At 70.8% G+C, this 17519-nt stretch carries 17 protein-coding genes and 1 riboswitch; of the genes, 13 read left to right on the top strand and 4 right to left on the bottom strand.

What is annotated here, in order from left to right; translation table 11 throughout:
• The first annotated feature begins 152 nt into the window (after nt 1-152).
• The 3 genes from OG504_RS09780 (at nt 153) to OG504_RS09770 (ending at nt 4674) form a co-directional block, all read left to right on the top strand.
• Entirely contained in the window at nt 153-2225 is a 2073-nt protein-coding gene (locus OG504_RS09780; protein ID WP_405989426.1) for an alpha-galactosidase, read from the top strand.
• A 303-nt stretch (nt 2226-2528) separates the two neighbouring features.
• Nucleotides 2529-2691: riboswitch (cyclic di-AMP (ydaO/yuaA leader) on the top strand.
• A 4-nt stretch (nt 2692-2695) separates the two neighbouring features.
• Nucleotides 2696-3646 (top strand): peptidoglycan DD-metalloendopeptidase family protein, encoded by a 951-nt coding sequence (locus OG504_RS09775; protein WP_405989425.1) that lies wholly within the window; start codon nt 2696-2698, stop codon nt 3644-3646.
• Nucleotides 3647-3888: 242 nt separating this feature from the next.
• On the top strand, nt 3889-4674 hold the full coding sequence (locus OG504_RS09770) for an SGNH/GDSL hydrolase family protein (RefSeq protein WP_366492157.1): 786 nt from the start codon (nt 3889-3891) through the stop codon (nt 4672-4674).
• A gap of 70 nt (nt 4675-4744) precedes the next feature.
• On the opposite strand, the gene OG504_RS09765 is transcribed toward OG504_RS09770, so the two are convergent.
• On the bottom strand, nt 4745-5359 hold the full coding sequence (locus OG504_RS09765; RefSeq protein WP_405989424.1) for a TetR/AcrR family transcriptional regulator: 615 nt from the start codon (nt 5357-5359) through the stop codon (nt 4745-4747).
• A 61-nt stretch (nt 5360-5420) separates the two neighbouring features.
• Nucleotides 5421-6599: a Glu/Leu/Phe/Val dehydrogenase dimerization domain-containing protein gene (locus OG504_RS09760; RefSeq protein ID WP_405989423.1), complete on the bottom strand. Its 1179-nt coding sequence runs from the start codon at nt 6597-6599 to the stop codon at nt 5421-5423.
• A 283-nt stretch (nt 6600-6882) separates the two neighbouring features.
• Between OG504_RS09760 and OG504_RS09755 the strand changes: the two genes are divergently transcribed.
• The 7 genes from OG504_RS09755 (at nt 6883) to OG504_RS09725 (ending at nt 13485) form a co-directional block, all read left to right on the top strand.
• A complete protein-coding gene (locus OG504_RS09755) occupies nt 6883-8085 on the top strand; it encodes an MBL fold metallo-hydrolase (RefSeq protein WP_405989422.1) in 1203 nt (400 codons plus the stop codon).
• A gap of 428 nt (nt 8086-8513) precedes the next feature.
• Complete coding sequence (locus OG504_RS09750) at nt 8514-10736, top strand: ATP-binding protein (protein ID WP_405989421.1); 2223 nt, start codon at nt 8514-8516, stop codon at nt 10734-10736.
• 77 nt (nt 10737-10813) lie between these two features.
• Nucleotides 10814-11248 (top strand): roadblock/LC7 domain-containing protein, encoded by a 435-nt coding sequence (locus tag OG504_RS09745; protein ID WP_019069670.1) that lies wholly within the window; start codon nt 10814-10816, stop codon nt 11246-11248.
• Nucleotides 11249-11250: 2 nt separating this feature from the next.
• On the top strand, nt 11251-11622 hold the full coding sequence (locus OG504_RS09740; RefSeq protein WP_019062160.1) for a DUF742 domain-containing protein: 372 nt from the start codon (nt 11251-11253) through the stop codon (nt 11620-11622).
• Entirely contained in the window at nt 11600-12217 is a 618-nt protein-coding gene (locus tag OG504_RS09735; protein WP_033281764.1) for an ATP/GTP-binding protein, read from the top strand. Before OG504_RS09740 ends, OG504_RS09735 begins: the two co-directional genes overlap by 23 nt.
• Nucleotides 12218-12277: 60 nt before the next feature.
• Complete coding sequence (locus OG504_RS09730; protein ID WP_365298531.1) at nt 12278-12853, top strand: GAF domain-containing protein; 576 nt, start codon at nt 12278-12280, stop codon at nt 12851-12853.
• Nucleotides 12854-12876: 23 nt separating this feature from the next.
• On the top strand, nt 12877-13485 hold the full coding sequence (locus OG504_RS09725) for a TetR/AcrR family transcriptional regulator (RefSeq protein ID WP_405989420.1): 609 nt from the start codon (nt 12877-12879) through the stop codon (nt 13483-13485).
• On the opposite strand, the gene OG504_RS09720 is transcribed toward OG504_RS09725, so the two are convergent.
• Nucleotides 13486-14712: a YbfB/YjiJ family MFS transporter gene (locus OG504_RS09720; protein WP_405989419.1), complete on the bottom strand. Its 1227-nt coding sequence runs from the start codon at nt 14710-14712 to the stop codon at nt 13486-13488.
• A 30-nt stretch (nt 14713-14742) separates the two neighbouring features.
• Nucleotides 14743-15036 (bottom strand): muconolactone Delta-isomerase family protein, encoded by a 294-nt coding sequence (locus OG504_RS09715; RefSeq protein ID WP_405996288.1) that lies wholly within the window; start codon nt 15034-15036, stop codon nt 14743-14745.
• A gap of 141 nt (nt 15037-15177) precedes the next feature.
• On the opposite strand from OG504_RS09715, the gene OG504_RS09710 reads away from it, so the two are divergent.
• From OG504_RS09710 to OG504_RS09700, 3 genes are all read left to right on the top strand, one after another.
• Nucleotides 15178-16098 carry a LysR family transcriptional regulator gene (locus OG504_RS09710; RefSeq protein ID WP_405989418.1) on the top strand — a complete coding sequence of 307 codons (921 nt, stop codon included), beginning with the start codon at nt 15178-15180 and terminating at the stop codon, nt 16096-16098.
• A gap of 177 nt (nt 16099-16275) precedes the next feature.
• Nucleotides 16276-16989 (top strand): SDR family NAD(P)-dependent oxidoreductase, encoded by a 714-nt coding sequence (locus OG504_RS09705; protein WP_405865663.1) that lies wholly within the window; start codon nt 16276-16278, stop codon nt 16987-16989.
• A gap of 15 nt (nt 16990-17004) precedes the next feature.
• Nucleotides 17005-17373, top strand: a complete 369-nt coding sequence (locus OG504_RS09700; RefSeq protein ID WP_405989417.1) for a YybH family protein — start codon at nt 17005-17007, stop codon at nt 17371-17373.
• Nucleotides 17374-17519 lie beyond the last annotated feature (146 nt).

Genomic DNA, 17519 nt, shown 5'->3' with positions numbered 1-17519 from the left:
GCCCGACGACGCGGCTCACCGGCGGGCACGTTCTCGACGATACGACATGGGTTCCAGAGGCAATGAGTTGTCCACAGGCGTTGCCTCACAGGCCCCCGGCCATTGATGATGTTGGCGCTTGAGCGGACTTGTTCGAATCTGTGAGGAACCTGATGCTGGAGATCGCCGAGAACGGCCGTACGTGGGTGCTGTCGGGCCCCGCGAGCAGTTACGCCGTCCATCTCACCGAGGACGACGAGCTGCTCCACCTGCACTGGGGCCCCGCGATCGCACTCGCCGACGCCGAGGAGCTCGCCGCCCGCCCGCTGCCCGTCGGCTCCTCCTTCGAGTCCCCGCTCGACGGCCGCGAGGAGTACCCCGTCGAGGGCGGCCCCCGCTTCGCCCGCCCCGCCCTGTCCGTGCGCACCCCCGAGCGCCGCGGCACGGAGTGGACCTTCGAGCGCTACGACACCGAGGGCGACGAACTGCGGCTGCGCTTCCGGGACACCGGCCTCGCGATCACGCTGCACTACCGGACGCGCGGCGACGTCGTAGAGCGCTGGACGAGCCTCGACAACGACGGGGACGAGGCACTGGAGCTGTTGCGGGCCGACTCCGCCGTGTGGACGCTGCCCGAGCGGGAGGGGTGGCGGCTGTCGCAGTTGCACGGGCGGTGGGCCGCCGAGTCGCGGCTGGTGCGTTCCGACCTCACCTACGGTGAGAAGGTCATCGGCAGCCGTCGCGGCCACACCGGGCACCAGCACCTGCCCTGGGTCGCCCTCGACACCGACGCGACCGAGGAGCGTGGCGAGGTCTACGGCTGTGCCCTCGGCTGGTCGGGGTCCTGGCGGATCGCCGTGGCCCAACTCCCGGACGCGCGCGTGCAGATCACCGGTGGCGCCGGGTACGACGACTCCGGGCTGCTGCTCCTGGCGCCGGGGGAGTCCTTCACGACCCCCGTCTTCGCCGGCCTGTGGAGCGACGCCGGCTTCGGGGGCGCCAGCCGCACCTGGCACACGTACCAGCGGACGTACGTCATCCCGGACGCGGACCAGGACCGGCCGGTGCTCTACAACTCCTGGGAGGCCACCCAGTTCGACATCTCCGAGGATCAGCAGGAGGTGCTCGCGCAGCGCGCGGCGGCGCTCGGGGTCGAGCTCTTCGTGGTCGACGACGGCTGGTTCGGGAAGCGCACCAGCGACCGTGCCGGGCTCGGTGACTGGACCCCCAACCCGGACCGCTTCCCGGCAGGGCTCAAGCCCCTCGCCGACCGCGTCCACGCGCTGGGCATGCAGTTCGGCATCTGGGTCGAGCCCGAGATGGTCAACGCGGACAGCGACCTGTACCGCGCCCACCCCGACTGGGTGCAGTACCAAGAGGGGCGAAAGCGGACGGAGTTCCGCAATCAGCTCGTACTGAACCTCGCCCGCGAGGACGTCCAGGAATACCTCTGGGAGCAACTCGACGGGCTGCTCTCCAGTGCCCCGATCGACTACGTGAAGTGGGACTTCAACCGCTGCTTCACGGACGCCGGGTGGCCCGGTGACGCCTATCCGCAGCGCCTCTGGGTCGACCACGTGCGCGCGCTGTACGCCCTGTTCGACCGGTTGCGGGCGGCCCACCCGGAGGTGGCCTTCGAGTCCTGCTCGGGCGGCGGTGGCCGGATCGACCTCGGCATCATGAGCCGCACGGACCAGGTGTGGACCTCGGACAACACCGACCCGCTCGACAGGCTCGCCATCCAGCACGGCTTCAGCCAGATCCACCCCGCGCGCGTGATGGCCGCCTGGGTCACCGACAGCCCGAACACCCAGCTCAACGGACGCGTCAGCAGCCTGCGTTTCCGGTTCGTGAGCGCCATGGCCGGAGTGCTCGGCGTGGGCGGGGATCTCTCGGAGTGGACCGAGGAGGAACTCGCCGAGGCCCGCCGGTGGGTGGACCTCTACAAGGAGATCCGCCCGCTCGTGCAGCACGGCGACCTCCACCGCCTGCGCCCGCCGAGCGGCGGACTCAGTGCCGTGCAGTACGTCCGCGGCGACGAGACCGTCGTCCTCGCCCTGCTCCAGGCGCAGCACTACGGCGAGCCGCTGCCGGCGCTCCGGCTGCGCGGGCTCGACCCGGCAGCGTCGTACGAATGCCTCGAAACGGGCGAAGTCCACCGGGGTGCCGTCCTGTTGCACCACGGACTGCGCACCGGCCTGCGTGGTGACCTCGATGCGACGGTTATCCGGCTGCGTCGCATCTGATCCATCTGTCCCAATTGCAGCCTTCGTGCCAACTCGCTCTGGAATAAAGGAACCTGAGAGTTGTGTACGTGAGCAGCGTCATATTCGTGACCGTGCGTCGTTCGTCATGTTCACGTAATTGACGTGCTTTTGCAGGGGAATTGAGGGGTCGAGTCCGGTGGGAATTCACGGAGGGTGACTGTGAATTCCCACAGGGAAACGCAAGGAACGCAAATCCGTGGAACCTCCTGCTTGTCCCTTTGCGTCTTCCTCGCTTACGTTCGCCACCAATCCGGACGGACGCCCAATCCTGCCGCCGACCGGACTCCGCACACACCCACCCGTATGCGGCAGGAGCGGGGGACCCACAGGTAAGACGCCTGTTCCGGTCTCCGGAACGGGCTTGGGGTTTAGCCGCGACCAGCGCGCGGCCGGGCATCTCCAGCCCGCACCCGACAGCTCACCTCGCAGGCGCCGGAGAGGAATTCGTCATGCCCGCGAAGGGTAAGCACCGCCGCCCGAAGTCCCAGCGACTCACCCGCTCGATGGCCGTAGCCGGAACCGGCGGCGCAGCGCTCGCCCTTCCGCTCATGGGAGCCACCGGCGCCCATGCCGCGACCACGACTTCCGCTCCGGAAAAGGCAGTTCAGTCCGTTCCGGTGGCCGGGAAGACGGTTTCTGAGAAGTCGGCCGCGAAGACCGTCTCGAAGGCCTCGGGCGTCAAGACGTATGCGGTGCGGTCGGGCGACTGGCTCGCGAAGATCGCCGAGGAGCAGGACGTCACCGGCGGCTGGAAGAAGCTCTACCAGGACAACCGCGAGGCCATCGGCAGTGACCCGTCGCTGATCCACCCGGGCCTGAAGCTCTCCCTCGGCGAGAAGGCCTCGACGGGCGGGACGAGCGGGACGGGCGCGAGCAAGTCGTCCAACTCGTCCACGTCGTCCGGCTCTTCGTCTTCTTCCTCGTCCTCGTCGTCTTCGTCCTCGAAGAGCACGTCGGCCTCGCAGAGCGACGACAGCACCAGCAGCTCCTCCGGTTACACCCTCCCCGTGACCGGCGGCACCATCGGCACCGGCTACCGCGTCGCGGGCAGCATGTGGTCCAGCGGCTACCACACCGGCGTCGACTTCGTCGTCCCGACCGGCACCACTGTCAAGGCGGTCGCCGCGGGCACGGTCGTCTCGGCGGCCTACGACGGCGCCTACGGCAACGAGGTCGTCATCCGGCACGCGGACGGCGAGTACTCGCAGTACGCCCACATGTCGCAGCTGTCCGTCTCGGCCGGCCAGACCGTGACCGAGGGCCAGCAGATAGGCCTCTCCGGCGCGACCGGCAACGTGACCGGCCCGCACCTGCACTTCGAGATCCGGACCACGCCGTACTACGGCTCGGACGTCGACCCGGTCGCCTACCTCCGCTCGCACGGCGTCACCGTCGGCTGACGCCGGGCCCCGACGCCTGCCCCACGCAACCGAAGGCCGGACCCGAGAATCTCGGGTCCGGCCTTCGGGCATAGCAGTTGAGGGGTCAACACCCCTGATCAGAGGCTTATTCCGACTTTGGACAACCCTTTACAAGTGGCTTATCTCACCGCCCGTCAACCCCTAAATACGATCGCGTAGGTCACATGCGAGGGTGAATTATGGTTGCCGTGGCTAACGATTCGAAGAGTGACAACAGATCAGTGATCGGGTCGTACGTGGCGGTGGGGGACAGCTTCACCGAGGGCGTCGGCGACCCAGGGCCCGACGGGGCGATGGTCGGCTGGGCCGACCGGTTCGCGGTACTGCTCGCGGATCGGCGGCCCGAGGGCGACTTCGAGTACACCAACCTGGCCGTGCGCGGGAAGCTGCTCGACCAGATCGTGGCCGACCAGCTCACCCGGGCCAAGGAGATCGGGCCCGACCTGGTCTCCCTGGCCGCGGGCGGCAACGACATCATCCGTCCGGGCACCGACCCCGACGAGGTCGCCGAGCGCTTCGAACGCGCGGTCGCCGACCTCACCGCCGCCGTCGGCACCGTCATGGTGACGACCGGCTTCGACACCCGCGGCGTGCCCGTGCTCAAGCATCTGCGCGGCAAGATCGCCACCTACAACGGACATGTGCGGGCCATCGCCGACCGCTACGGCTGCCCGGTGCTCGACCTGTGGTCCCTGAAGACGGTCCAGGACCGGCGGGCCTGGGACGGCGACCGGCTCCACCTCTCTCCCGAGGGGCACACGCGCGTGGCGCTCCGCGCCGGCCAGGTCCTCGGCGTCGAGGTCCCGGCCGACCCGGACCAGCCCTGGCCCCCGCTGCCGCCGCGCGGCACGCTCGACGTCCGGCGCGACGACGTGCACTGGGCGCGCGAGTACCTGGTGCCGTGGATCGGGCGCAGGCTCCGGGGCGAGTCCTCCGGGGACCATGTCGAGGCCAAGGGCGCGCTGTCACCGGACGACATCAAGATGCGGATCGAGCGGGTGGCCTGACGGGGGGCAGAGCAACGGGGTGCCGGGTGCGGAGGTGACCCCTCGGAGAGGCGGCTTTTGAGGGAACGACTCAGGGAGCGGTCAACGCCGCCCGCTCCAGGCCGAGTTCCCGTGCCAGCGCCTCGTCGACCCACTCCAGGGCCCGTGCCCGCGACACCGCTCCCGCGTACGCCGTCATCTGTACGGCGAGGCCGTCCAGGAGTGCCGTGAGGCGCAGGGCGGTGGTGGCCGGGTCCGGGCAGTGGAACTCGCCCGCGGTCACTCCCTCGGCGACGACCTCCGCCAGTGCCTGTTTCCACTGCCGGTCGAGATCGCGGGTGACGTCCAGGAGGGCGGGTTCGCGCAGGGCCGCCGCCCAGCCCTCGATCCACAGCCGCCAGCCCTTGGCCTGCCCGGTCGGCGCGTACCAGCGCACCGCGGCCCGCAGCCGGCGCAGCGCGGTCGTACGGCGGCCGAGCAGCTTGCGCAGATGCGCCAGGTCGTCCTCGGCGGCGAAGGTGAACGCGGCGGCGACCAGCTTCTCCTTGGTCGCGAAGTGGTAGAGCACCAGCGCGTTGCTCACCCCGAGCGCCGAGGCGATGTCGGCGATCCTGACCGCCGCCACACCCCGCGCCTCGATCTGCTCGACGGCGGCCCGCAGCAACTCGGCCCGCCGCTCCGCCACGCTCAACCGCACTCTCGCCACACGATCACCCTAATCCGTTGCCCACAGGGGTGGTGTCCCGTACGTCACCGGTACCCGTACGTCACCGGTACCAGCCGAACCGTTCCGCGATGACCGGCAGCCGGTCGTCGACGATGGCGTGCGCGGCGGCGCGCGGTGTCGTGCCGTCGGCCTCCGCGCGGGCCAGCATCAGGTCGATCAGGGCGCGCATCGAACGCCGGGTGTACGCGAACGCCTCGTCCGCGTCGGCGCCGATGTCGCCGAACAGGGTCCACCACCACCAGGCGTTCGTCCCGGAGTTCACGACCACGTCCGGGAGAACCGTGACTCCGCGCGCGGAGAGCAGTTCCTCCGCCTCGGGCAGTACGGGCATGTTGGCCGCCTCGACGATCCAGCGGGCGGTGATCCCTTGCTGGTTCGTGGTGTCGATCGCGTACGACACCGCCGCCGGAACCAGTACCTCCGCCCCGACGGACAGCCAGTCCTCGCCGGGGAGTTCGAGGTCGCCCGGGCGCAGTACGGAACGGTCCACGGTGCCGTACGCATCCCGGGCCGCGAGCAGCGCGTCGATGTCCAGCCCGGCCGGGTTCGCGATCGTGCCCTTGATGTCGGCGACGGCGACGATCGTCAGCCCCGCGCGCGTGAGGAACCGTGCCGTGGCCCCGCCCATGGTGCCCAGGCCCTGCACGGCGACCCGCGTCCCCGCGTACGGCACGCCCGCCCGGTCCAGCGCCGCGAGCACCGACTCGGCGACCCCGCAGCCGCCGACCAGCTCGTCGAGCCCGATGCCGTCCACCTCGACCGCGAACGCGTCCGCGAGCCGCCGCCGTGCCGTGGCCTCGTCGTCGAGCAGCGGATACACGGCCTGGATCGACGACACGAGCCCCGCCTCCGCGGCGGCCCGGTCCACCAGGTCCTGGGTGAGCCCGAGGTCCTCACCCGTCGTCCAGAAGCTCTCGATGTACGGCCGCATGGCACGCAGGTAGCGCACGAGGATGTCGTACGACGCCGGGTCCTGGGGATCGCAGTCGATGCCGCCCTTGGCGCCGCCCAGGGGGATGTACCGGCCCTCCGGGTCGTAGTGCAGCGCCTCTTTCATGGTCATGCCGCGGGCCAGCCCCGCCACCTCGCCGAGCGTGCAGCCCGGGCGCATCCGCAGTCCGCCGCTGGACACCCCGCGCACCAGCCGGTCGACGACCAGGAAACCCTGGCGGCCGGTGACGTGGTCGGTCCAGGTGAGCGACATCAGGGGGGCGGTCATACGGGCTCCTCGGGGCGCCGGCCGACAGGGCGAGTACGGACAGGACGCGTGGTGGAGCCCGTACCGGACGGCAGGTACTGATCGGCGTGTACTGAACAGCGAGTCAGTATCGGAAGCGGTGCCGCCTCCTGTCAACGGGGGTGCGGGTCCGTCCCACGGTGTCAACCTCCGGCGCGGAACTTTGGTCTTTCCTTGGAAACCGGCCCCGGTGCCGCCGATGCGGCGGCGTTGTCAGAGGGGTCGACCATAATGGAAAGCCTGACCGACCCGACCTGGAGGCATCGTGACCGGATTCCGTACGCTGAGCTCCGGGCTCCGCGCGCTGCAGCCCGCTGCCTTCGGCGCGGAGCCGAGCGGCGAGCGCCTGGCGCGCATCCGCAGATCGCCCCACTTCAAGGACGGGGTCTTCCAGAACCCCGGGGGCAATACGAACGTCCGCCCGTCCGGCGGCGCCATGCGCGGGATGGGCAAGTCCTACCTCGACAACGAGCAGCGCGCCCGCCGTGCCCCCGTCGGCACGCTGCCGGTGCACGCCACCACCCTCGCCGACCTGGCCAGGCCCGCCGCGACCGGACTGCGGCTGACCTGGATGGGGCACTCCAGCGTGCTCGCGGAGATCGACGGCCACCGGGTCCTCTTCGACCCGGTCTGGGGCGAGCGCTGCTCCCCGTTCCCGTTCGCCGGACCCAAGCGGCTGCACCCGGTGCCCCTGCCGATCGCCGCGCTCGGCCCGGTCGACGTCGTGGTCATCTCGCACGACCACTACGACCACCTGGACATGCCCACGATCAAGGCGCTGGCCGACACGGACACCCTGTTCGCCGTGCCGCTGGGCGTCGGCGCGCATCTGGAGCACTGGGGTGTGTCCCCCGACCGGCTGCGCGAGCTGGACTGGCACGAGGAGACCCGGGTCGGCGGCCTCACCCTGACCGCCACCCCGGCCCGGCACTTCTGCGGCCGCGGTCTGCGCAACACCCAGCACACCCTCTGGGCCTCCTGGGTGGTCGCCGGTGACGAGCACCGGATCTACCACAGCGGCGACACCGGCTACTTCGAGGGCTTCAAGGACATCGGTGCGGCGCACGGCCCGTTCGACGCCACGATGATCCAGATCGGTGCGTACAGCGAGTTCTGGCCCGACATCCACATGACTCCCGAGGAGGGCATGCGCGCCCACCTCGACCTCCAGGGCGGCGAGCCGCACGGGGTGCTGCTGCCGATCCACTGGGGCACCTTCAATCTGGCGCTGCACCCGTGGGCCGAGCCCGGCGAGTGGACCGCGGACGAGGGCGAGGCGGCCGGCCAGGTCGTGGCCACACCGAGGCCGGGCGAGCCGTTCGAACCGGGCGGCGAGCCGGTGACGGACCCGTGGTGGCGGCCCTTCGGGGGGACGATCGACCATCCCTGGCGGACCCCGAACCCGGTGGAGACGGAACCGAAGCCGACGACCGCTCCGGCGGAACTGGACCTCGCGAACGGACGCTGACCGACACGCTGTGTGATGTTCAGGGGTGCGGCTGAGGGCGACCGGGTTCCCGGAGACCGCTCCTGCGGCTCGGCCGCGGGTGCGTGAGAGACGAACGTCAGGGGTCGGGGGGTATCGAACCCCCCCGGCCCCTGACGCCTGTTCGTGACCGGTTCCGATCAGGCGCGATCGATTCTTTGTCCTTCTTCGGCATGTCGTCGAGGGGGTTATCGGTCTGCCGTGCGAGGCCTCATACCAGAGCGGGACGCTCCCTGTGGGAGTTTGTCAACTGCCCACCGCACCTGATGCGTTGACGACTACTGTCAGTGTCCGTCGGGCGACGCGGGGCCGAATTGTTCGGCTCTCTCGACCGGCACCGTGATGGCGTATGCCCGATTCGCGCACCCCGCGCGAACCAACCGGCCCGACGCACCAGTACGAGGACGCCGATGTCTCAACTCCGTGCACCGGCCGCACGCGCAGACCGCCGTGAGGGCGGCCGGCACGGGCGACCGGCCGCCCGCCCCGTGCCCGCACTGCCCGAGACGCACATACGCCCCCAACTCCTGCGCCTCGCCGTGCTGCCGCCCGTCGCGGTCGCGCTGAGCGCCAGCGCGGCCGTCCTGTTCACGGTCCGCTCCACCGGAGCGCGGACCAGCCTCACCCTCTGGGGCGTCCTCGCCGGAGCCACGTCGGTGACGTTCGCGGGCATCCTGATCGCCGCCGTCGCCGCGGGCCGCGCCGCGAGTTCCGTCAGCGACCGCATCGGCGCCCTGCGGCGCAGCAGCGCGCGCGGCGAGACCGATCTGCGCGACCTGGTCGAGGCGCTGCGCCGCGGCGAGAGTCCGCCCCCACGCAAGCCGCGCACCAAGCCCCCCGGGGACGCCGACGACTTCGACCTCCTCGCCGCCGACCTGGCGCACGCGCACGACGGTGCCGTCACCGCCGTCGTCGCGGCCGCACAGCTCTCCAGCCAGGCGGGCAGCGAACAGAAGGTCGAGGTCTTCGTCAACCTCGCCCGGCGCCTGCAGTCGCTGGTGCACCGGGAGATCTCCATCCTCGACGAGCTGGAGAACGAGATCGAGGACCCCGACCTCCTCAAGGGCCTCTTCCACGTCGACCACCTCGCCACCCGCATCCGCCGCCACGCCGAGAACCTCGCCGTCCTCGGCGGCGCCGTCTCCCGCAGACAGTGGAGCAACCCGGTCTCCATGACCGAGGTGCTGCGCTCCGCCATCGCCGAGGTCGAGCAGTACTCCCGCGTCAAACTCGTGCCGCCGATCGACGGCACCCTGCGCGGCCACGCCGTCGCCGACGTGATCCACCTGCTGGCCGAACTCGTCGAGAACGCCACCGTGTTCTCCGCCCCGCACACCCAAGTACTGCTCCGCGTCAACCTCGTGACCTCCGGCCTCGCCGTCGAGGTCGAGGACCGCGGACTCGGCATGCCCGCCGGCGAACAGAGCCGGATGAACGCCCTGTTGACCGACCCCGACCAGGTCAACGTCGCCAGCCTGCTGGCCGACGGCCGCATCGGCCTGTTCGTGGTCTCCCAGCTCGCCCGCCGCCACGGCATCCACGTCCGCCTGCAGACCAACATCTACGGCGGGGTGCAGGCCGTACTCGTGGTGCCACAAGCTTTGTTGGGTACGGCGCCGGGCGCCCCCGGGGTCGTAGGACAGCCGCAGGACACCTTGGGCGGGGGGCAGCCGCTCGTCCCGCCGCAGCAGGCGCAGGGTGGGACCGAGGGGGGGCAACTCGCCGTCGGGCAGGGCGTATCGGCGCCGACGGGAGCTCCTGGCGCGCCGGGGCGGCCCCAGCGCGGGGCAGGGGCACCGGGGCGGCATCAACGGCGCGACTCCGTGCCGTCCGCCGCGGCGGGGCCGAACGGCGGGGGACCGGTGCCCCTGCCGGTGCGCGGGGCCCACGCGGAGCGGGCCAACCCCTCGGAGGCGGTGCCCGGTATCCGTCCCGACGACCGGGGGACCGTGGCCGAGAACGTGACCGGGCCGCCCGTCCCGCGCGGTGGAGCGGTACGCGGCACCATGGGCAAGCCGCCCCAACTGCCCAGGCGCCGGGCCCAGGAACACATCGCCCCCCAACTCCGCGACGGCCCCGCCCCACGCCAGGACTCCGAGCACCCCGTCGGCCACGACCCGGGCCTGATGGCCGCCTTCCAACGGGGGATCGGCCTCGCGGAGGCGCAGCAGCACATGGAGGCAGCCGAGTCGGTGGAGACGACCGAGGTGGCGTCACCACACATGGAGGCACGCCAGGTCATGGAGTCGCCGCATGTGGAAGGTCCGCAGGTGGAGGCTTCGGATGTGGACTCGGACCGCCCCGAGTTCGTGTCCACAGGCCAGGTCTACACCGGCGAGGTCCACACGGGCGGTCTCTACATGAACGCGCTCCACGCGGACCCGTCCGCCCCGGAACCGTCCCCCGTAGAGCATGAGCAACCGCACATGTCGGCAACACACATGGGCTCCGGCTATATGGACACCGCGCTGCATCGCTACACCACTCAGCCCACGGCACCGGACGCCGGCACGGACCACTTCACCCTCGCCCCCCACATGGACGCGGCCCCCATAGCCGAGGCACACGCGCACGTGCTCGGCCACGACCACGACTTCACCGCCCGGCACGACGGGAGCGCATCAGCCGGATGACCACGCACGCCCCCACCCCCACGGGCACCGCCACCAGCGCTCCCGCAGACCTTCGTACCCCAAGGAGTCGATCCACCATGGCGAGCGATGCGCCGACCGGCCATGTATCCGATCTCGACTGGCTGATGAGCGGCCTCGTGCAGCGCGTGCCGCACACCACCAGCGCGGTCCTGCTCTCCTGCGACGGGCTCGTGAAGTCGGTTCACGGGCTCGACCCCGACAGCGCCGACCACATGGCCGCCCTGGCCTCCGGGCTGTACTCCCTCGGCCGGAGCGCGGGCGTCCGCTTCGGTGACGGTGGAGACGTCCGCCAGGTCGTCGTCGAGCTCGACTCGACGCTGCTCTTCGTCACCACAGCCGGCTCAGGCACCTGTCTCGCCGTGCTCGCCGGCCGCGAGGCGGACGCGGCCGTCCTCGGCTACGAGATGGCGATGCTGGTCAAGAGCGTCCGCCCCTACCTCGTGACCGCCCCCCGGCAGCACGCCGTCGAATCCCCTGCGATGAGGCCTTGAGCGTGGCGACGGCCGGCGACGGGCCTTGGTTGGACGACGCGGCCGGACGTCTGGTGCGCCCCTTCACGGTCAGCAACGGCCGTACCCGGCCCTCCGTCGCACTCGACCTCCTGTCGCAGGTGATGGCCACCGGAGCCACCCCCCTCGGCTACCTCGGTCCCGAGCACGCGCAGGCGCTCGACCTGTGCCGGGCTCCCGTCTCGGTCGCCGAGGTCGCCGCGCACCTGAAGTTGCCGGCGGTGGTCACCAAGGTGCTGCTGTCGGACCTCGTCGACTGCGGGGCGCTGACCACCAAGCCACCCGAGTTCCACCACAACCCCACTGACCGGTCTCTTCTGGAGGCAGTGCTCGATGGACTACGACGACAGCTCTGACTACGAGAGCGGCCACGACCCCTTCCCCACCGCGCTGAAGATCCTGGTGGCGGGCGGCTTCGGCGTCGGCAAGACGACCTTCGTCGGCGCGGTGAGCGAGATCGCGCCGCTCAGCACGGAGGAGCTGCTCACCACGGTCAGTGCCGCGACCGACGATCTCGAAGGCATCGAGAACAAGGTCGAGACGACCGTGGCGATGGACTTCGGCCGGATCACCCTCGACCCGGAACACGTGCTCTACCTGTTCGGTACGCCCGGACAGGAGCGGTTCTGGTTCATGTGGGACGAGCTGTCCGAAGGCGCGCTCGGCGCGGTCATCCTCGCCGACACCCGGCGGCTTGAGGAGTGCTTCGCGGCCGTCGACTTCTTCGAGCAGCGCGGCCTCGGCTTCATCGTCGCGATCAACGAGTTCGACGGCTCCTACCGCTACGACCCCGAGGAGGTGCGTGCCGCCATAGATCTCGACCCCGGGATCCCCGTCGTCCGCTGCGACGCGCGGATCTCCAGTTCCGGTGTCCAGACCCTGCTGACCCTCGTACGCCATCTCATCGCCCACGCCCCGGCACACGCGCCGAGCCATGGTGCCCACATGTGATCCCCGCACACCGCCACGGAGTTCCTCTATGTCATACGTCCACACGGACGGAGTTCGCCCATGAGCTACGACCCGCCGCGTCCGGCCGGTCGTCTGCTGCTCACGCCCGAGGACAAGGAGGCCCCTCAACGGCGGCGCCGGCTGCGCGGGTTGGGCCTGGGATCGCACCCGGACCCCGCACTCGACGCCTTCGCGGACCATCTCGCCGACCTGACCGGGGCGCCGTACGCCATGGTCAACTTCATCGACGAGAACCGGCAGTTCTTCGCCGGTCTGCACACTCCGGGCGGGGTGGGACTGCCCCGGCCCGTCTCGGGAGGGGAGCACGCCAAGCCCGAGGTGGGACGGCAGTTGGCGCGTGATTATGGGTTCTGCCCCCATGTGGTGGTCAGACGTAAGGCGTTGGTGTTGGAGGACGTCTGTGACTATCCGCGGTTCGCGGGCAATCCGGTCGTCGACGAGTTCGGGATCCGTTCCTATCTGGGGGCGCCGCTCATCGACTCCACGGGGATGGTGCTGGGTACGGTGTGTGTCGTCGACACCGAGCCGCGGCCGTGGGGGAAGCCGGGGCTGGAGACGATCAAGTCGACGGCGGCGGAGCTGGTGGCCCGCCTCGAACTGCTCGGCGGGGGATAGCCGACCGGTCGTATAGTTGTCGTATGGGCAGGAACAGTGATGCCGGAGAGAAGATCCTCGCCGCCGGGCGGTCGCTCTTCGAGGCGCGCGGTTACTCGGCGCTGGGGGTGGCCGAGATCTGCAAGGCGGCCGGAGTGCCGAAGGGCAGCTTCTACTACTTCTACGCGTCGAAGGAGGCCCTCGCGCTGGCCGTCGTCGACGAGCACTGGGCGGACCAGCGCCGGGAGTGGACGCGCATCCTGAGCGGGGAGACCGGCGCTGCCCAACCACTGGACCGGCTGCGGAAGTTGTTCGAGGAGACCGAGGCCGGACAGCACGCCGTACAGCAGGGGTGCGGCACCGTGCTGGGCTGTCTGTTCGGCAACCTCAGTCTGGAGATGAGCAATCAGACCGAGGCCGTTCGCGCGCGGCTCCAGGAGATCTTCGATGCCCAGGTCGAGATGGTCGCCGCGGTCATCGGCGAGGCGCGCGAGCGCGGGGACGTCACCGTCAACGACTCCCGGGAGGCGGCGCGTTCCGTCGTCGCGCAGCTGGAGGGCCAGGTGATGTTCGCGAAGCTCTACAACAACACCGGGCGTCTGAGCCCCCTTTGGGCCAACTGCCTGGCTCTGCTCGGGGCCCGCACCGCCTGATCAGCGACCGGCGGTCCGTACGTCCCGGGCGGGCGCGGAGTGTCGTAGCGCCACCGCTTGACGGCGCGGGAAGCCGGTCCGCAGGACGGCGGCCGCGACGGCCGCGGCGAGGACCACCGCGGCGGCCAGGAGCAGGGCCGGGCGGTAGCCGTGGTGCAGGAGAGGGGCTACGGCGAGGGGGCCGAGGATCTGGCCGACGGAGTAGCCGGCGGTCAACAGGGCCACCGAGCGCGGGAATCGCAACTCCGCCCCGGCCGCCAGGGCGAGCGTGCTGACGCCGATGAAGGTCGCGCCGAACAGCACCGCCGAGACCAGGGCCGCCGCCACCCCGCCGACCAGCGCGGGCAGCGCGATGCCGACCGCCTGGATCACCAGCGCCACGCACAGCAGCCCGGGCCGCGACCAGCGGCGCCCGAGCCGTGCCCAGAGGGCGGAGGACGGTACGGCGGCCAGGCCTACGAGCACCCACGCGCCGCCGCCGATCCAGCCCGGGGAACTCTGCCCGATCGCGGCGACCAGGAAGGTCCCGGCGACGATGTAGCCGACGCCTTCCAGCGTGTAGCTCACGAACAGGGCGCCGAACCAGGGGTCAACCACCTTGTCCGGGGCGCCGGTTGAGGGCGCGGCCGACACCTCGGGCCGTAGATTCCACGCGGCCGCCGCGAGCGCCGTGGCGAGCGCGGCCGAGGACCACCACGCGATCTGCCAGTCCGCGACGGAGCGCAGGGCGAGGACCAGCAGGCCGGAGAGCGCGATGCCCGCGCCCATGCCGCCGAAGCCCCAACCGGGCAGGTGCGCCGGGTGGTTGTGCAGGTGGCCGAGGAGTGAGCTGACCGCGACCACGAAGATCAGCGCGCTCGCCACCCCTGCCAGCAGGCGCAGTGCGATCCATGCCGTGGTGCTGTGGGTGGCGGGCATCGCCGCGAGGGTGCTGGTCAGGAGGACGAACGAGCCGCGCAGGACCGTGCGGGAGCGGACCAGGGCGGGGGAGAGGGTGCCTGCGAGGGCGCCGAGGAGGTAGCCGACGTAGTTGGCGGTGGCCAGGTGGGCGCCCGCGGCGGTGGAGAGCCCTGCCTGGGCGTGCATCAGCGGGAGGATCGGGGTGTAGACGAAGCGGCCGACGCCCATGCCCGCCGCGAGGGCCGCGGCGGCCCGCGCGACGTGGGCCCAAGGGGACAGGAGGGAGCCCTCCGCCCGGGGTGCGGGGACCGGGGCGCAGCGGCTCATGGTGGTGAAATCCCTTACAGGTAAGGCGAGTTACTCCGCATAGCCGGGGTCGTTCGGGTGCGGTTCCAGCGGAGTGACGGCGAAGGTCATCCACGCGTGGAGGGGCAGGGTGCCGAGCACCTTCGCGTGGAGTTCCTCCTCGTCGGCGGCGCGCCAGACGCCGACGCTGCGCAGCTCGCCGACCGGGCGCCACAGCCGGGCCAGACGACCGGTCGCGGCCAGTTTGCGGGCGCGGTCGGCCTCGGCGGCGCGGCGCCGGGCGACCTCGTCCTGAGGGGTGCCCTCGGGGATCGTGGTGGTGATCTCGACCAGGAACTCTCGCAGCATGATCTCGCTCCGTTCGGGCCCGCCCGGCGGCGCTTCGGGGCGCCGGACTTCCATGCCCTCATCGTCGCCCGTGACCGGCCCGGGCGCCACGACGGGCTCGCTCCCTGCTGCGAGGTACGGCCTCCCAGCCCGCGTAGCATGACGGACGTGGAGCTGCGCCAACTGAGGTACTTCGTCGCCGTCGCCGAGGAGCTGAACTTCGGCCGGGCCGCCGACCGCCTCCTGATCGCCGGCCCCTCCCTCTCCCAGCAGATCAAGGCCCTCGAACGCGACCTGGGCGTACGGCTCTTCGACCGCGACCGCCGCTCGGTCTCCCTCACCCCGGCCGGAGCCGCCCTGCTCCCGCACACCCGCGCCCTGCTGGAGCGCGCCGACGACCTCCGGCGCCGGGCCGGGCGGCTCGCGGGCTCCGAGGCGGTCCGGCTCGGCTACGTCAACTGGCTTCCCGCGGACCTGACTTCACGGACCGCCGGAGTGGCCCAGGTGCACGTCGACGCGTGGGTCGCGCCCTCGCACACACAGGCCGCCCGGGTCGCGGACGGCAGTCTGGACCTCGCCGTGTGCTGGGTACGGGACGAGGACCTGAAGCGGCACGGGCTGCGGGCCCGGCTGCTCGGCGCGGACCGGCTGTACGCGGTGTCCCCGGGCACCGACACCGGCGATGTACGGGCTCGGGACACCGCCCTCCTCCTCGACGACGACACCAATTCCTGGTCGTCGTGGAACGTCTACGCCGAGCAGCTCGCGCATGACACCGGGGCACAGGCCGTGCCCATCTCCGACGGTGGTGTCACCGGCCCCGCGTTCTTCGACCACGTGCGCCGCAGCCGTCGTCCGGTCGTCAACTCGCCCAAGGGGCAGACCACTTCACTGCCGTCCGACCTGGTGCGCCGCGAGATCGTCGGGCCGACCGTCCACTGGACCTGGTCGCTGGTGTGGCGCGAGGGCGAGACACGGACGTCGGTGCTCGCGGCCGTGGACGCGCTCTGTGACGGCGTCGGCGACCTCGGACTGCGCGCCCCCGACGCCTGGTTGCCCGAGGGCGACCCGCACCGCTGACGTGGAGTGGGAGGCCAGGCCTCCCAGCAGCGAGGATTCCGGTCCTGGGAAAACCCCGTCTGACCTTTGCTTTCGCCGTTCAGGGTCGCCTACTTTCTCCAATAGGCGACCGGTCGGCTAGTCAGGAGACCGACCGGGAGCGCCGCATCCACTGCCGCTACTTCGGAGAAGGACGTCATGAGCTCTCAGACCCAGAAGGTCGCGATCGTCACCGGTGCCTCGCAAGGCATCGGAGCCGGCGTCGTCGACGCGTACCGCAAGCTCGGTTACGCCGTCGTCGCCACCTCGCGCACCATCGCCCCGGCCGACGACGCGGACGTGCTCACCGTCCAGGGCGACATCGCCGACCCGGCGACCGCCGAGCGGGTCGTCGCCGCCGCGATCGAGCGGTTCGGCCGCGTCGACACGCTGGTCAACAACGCGGGCGTGTTCGTCGCCAAGCCGTTCACCGACTACACGGCCGACGACTACGCGTCCGTGCTCGGCATCAACATGACCGGGTTCTTCCGGATCACCCAGCTGGCCATCGGCCACATGCTCGCCCAGGGCGGCGGCCACATCGTCAACGTCACCACCAGCCTGGTCGACAACGCCGACGCCCGCGTCCCCTCCGCCCTGGCCTCGCTGACCAAGGGCGGCCTGCAGTCCGCCACCAAGTCCCTCGCCATCGAGTACGCCACCCGCGGCATCCGCGCCAACGCCGTGTCGCCGGGCACCATCAAGACGCCGATGCACCCGGAGGAGACCCACACAGGCCTCGCCGGACTGCACCCGGTGGGCCGGATGGGCGAGGTGAGCGACATCGTCGACGCCGTGGTGTTCTTGGAGAACGCCCCCTTCGTCACCGGCGAGATCCTGCATGTCGACGGCGGCATGAGCGCCGGTCACTGAGAAAGGTCGACGGACATGAACAGCACGAACGACGACGAACTCGTCCTGCGCGGTGTCCTGGACCCGTGGAAAGCGGCCGTGGACGCGCATGAGCCGCAGCGGGTCGCGTCCCTCTTCACCGAGGACGCGATCTTCCAGGGGCTGCACCCCTACAGCGTCGGCCGGAAGGGAGTCGCCGAGTACTACGACTCCCAACCCCTGGGCATGACAGCCGAGTTCGAGATCCTCGAAACCCGACGGTACGCCGACGATCTCGTACTCGGCTATCTGGACACGGAGTTCACGTTCACCGACCGGCCGCCGGTCGACGTGAAACTCGCGGTGCTGGTCAAGCGGGTGGCGGACGGGTGGGCCATCGCCCACTACCAGGTGTCGCGGCTCTGACAGCTGTGAAGGAAAGCTGCGACACGGCTTAAGAAAACCTCGATGGACCCGGGCGCTCCGGTGGGGCAGATTGCTAACAGAATCCACCCCACCCCAGGAACGGGCTCGTTCGGCGTGCCCGCGCCCGGGACCTCACCCTCAGGAGC

Origin of the sequence: Streptomyces sp. NBC_00986, assembly GCF_045162565.1 — a bacterium.
GTDB lineage: Bacteria > Actinomycetota > Actinomycetes > Streptomycetales > Streptomycetaceae > Streptomyces.
This window is presented reverse-complemented; position numbering and strand designations above follow the sequence as displayed.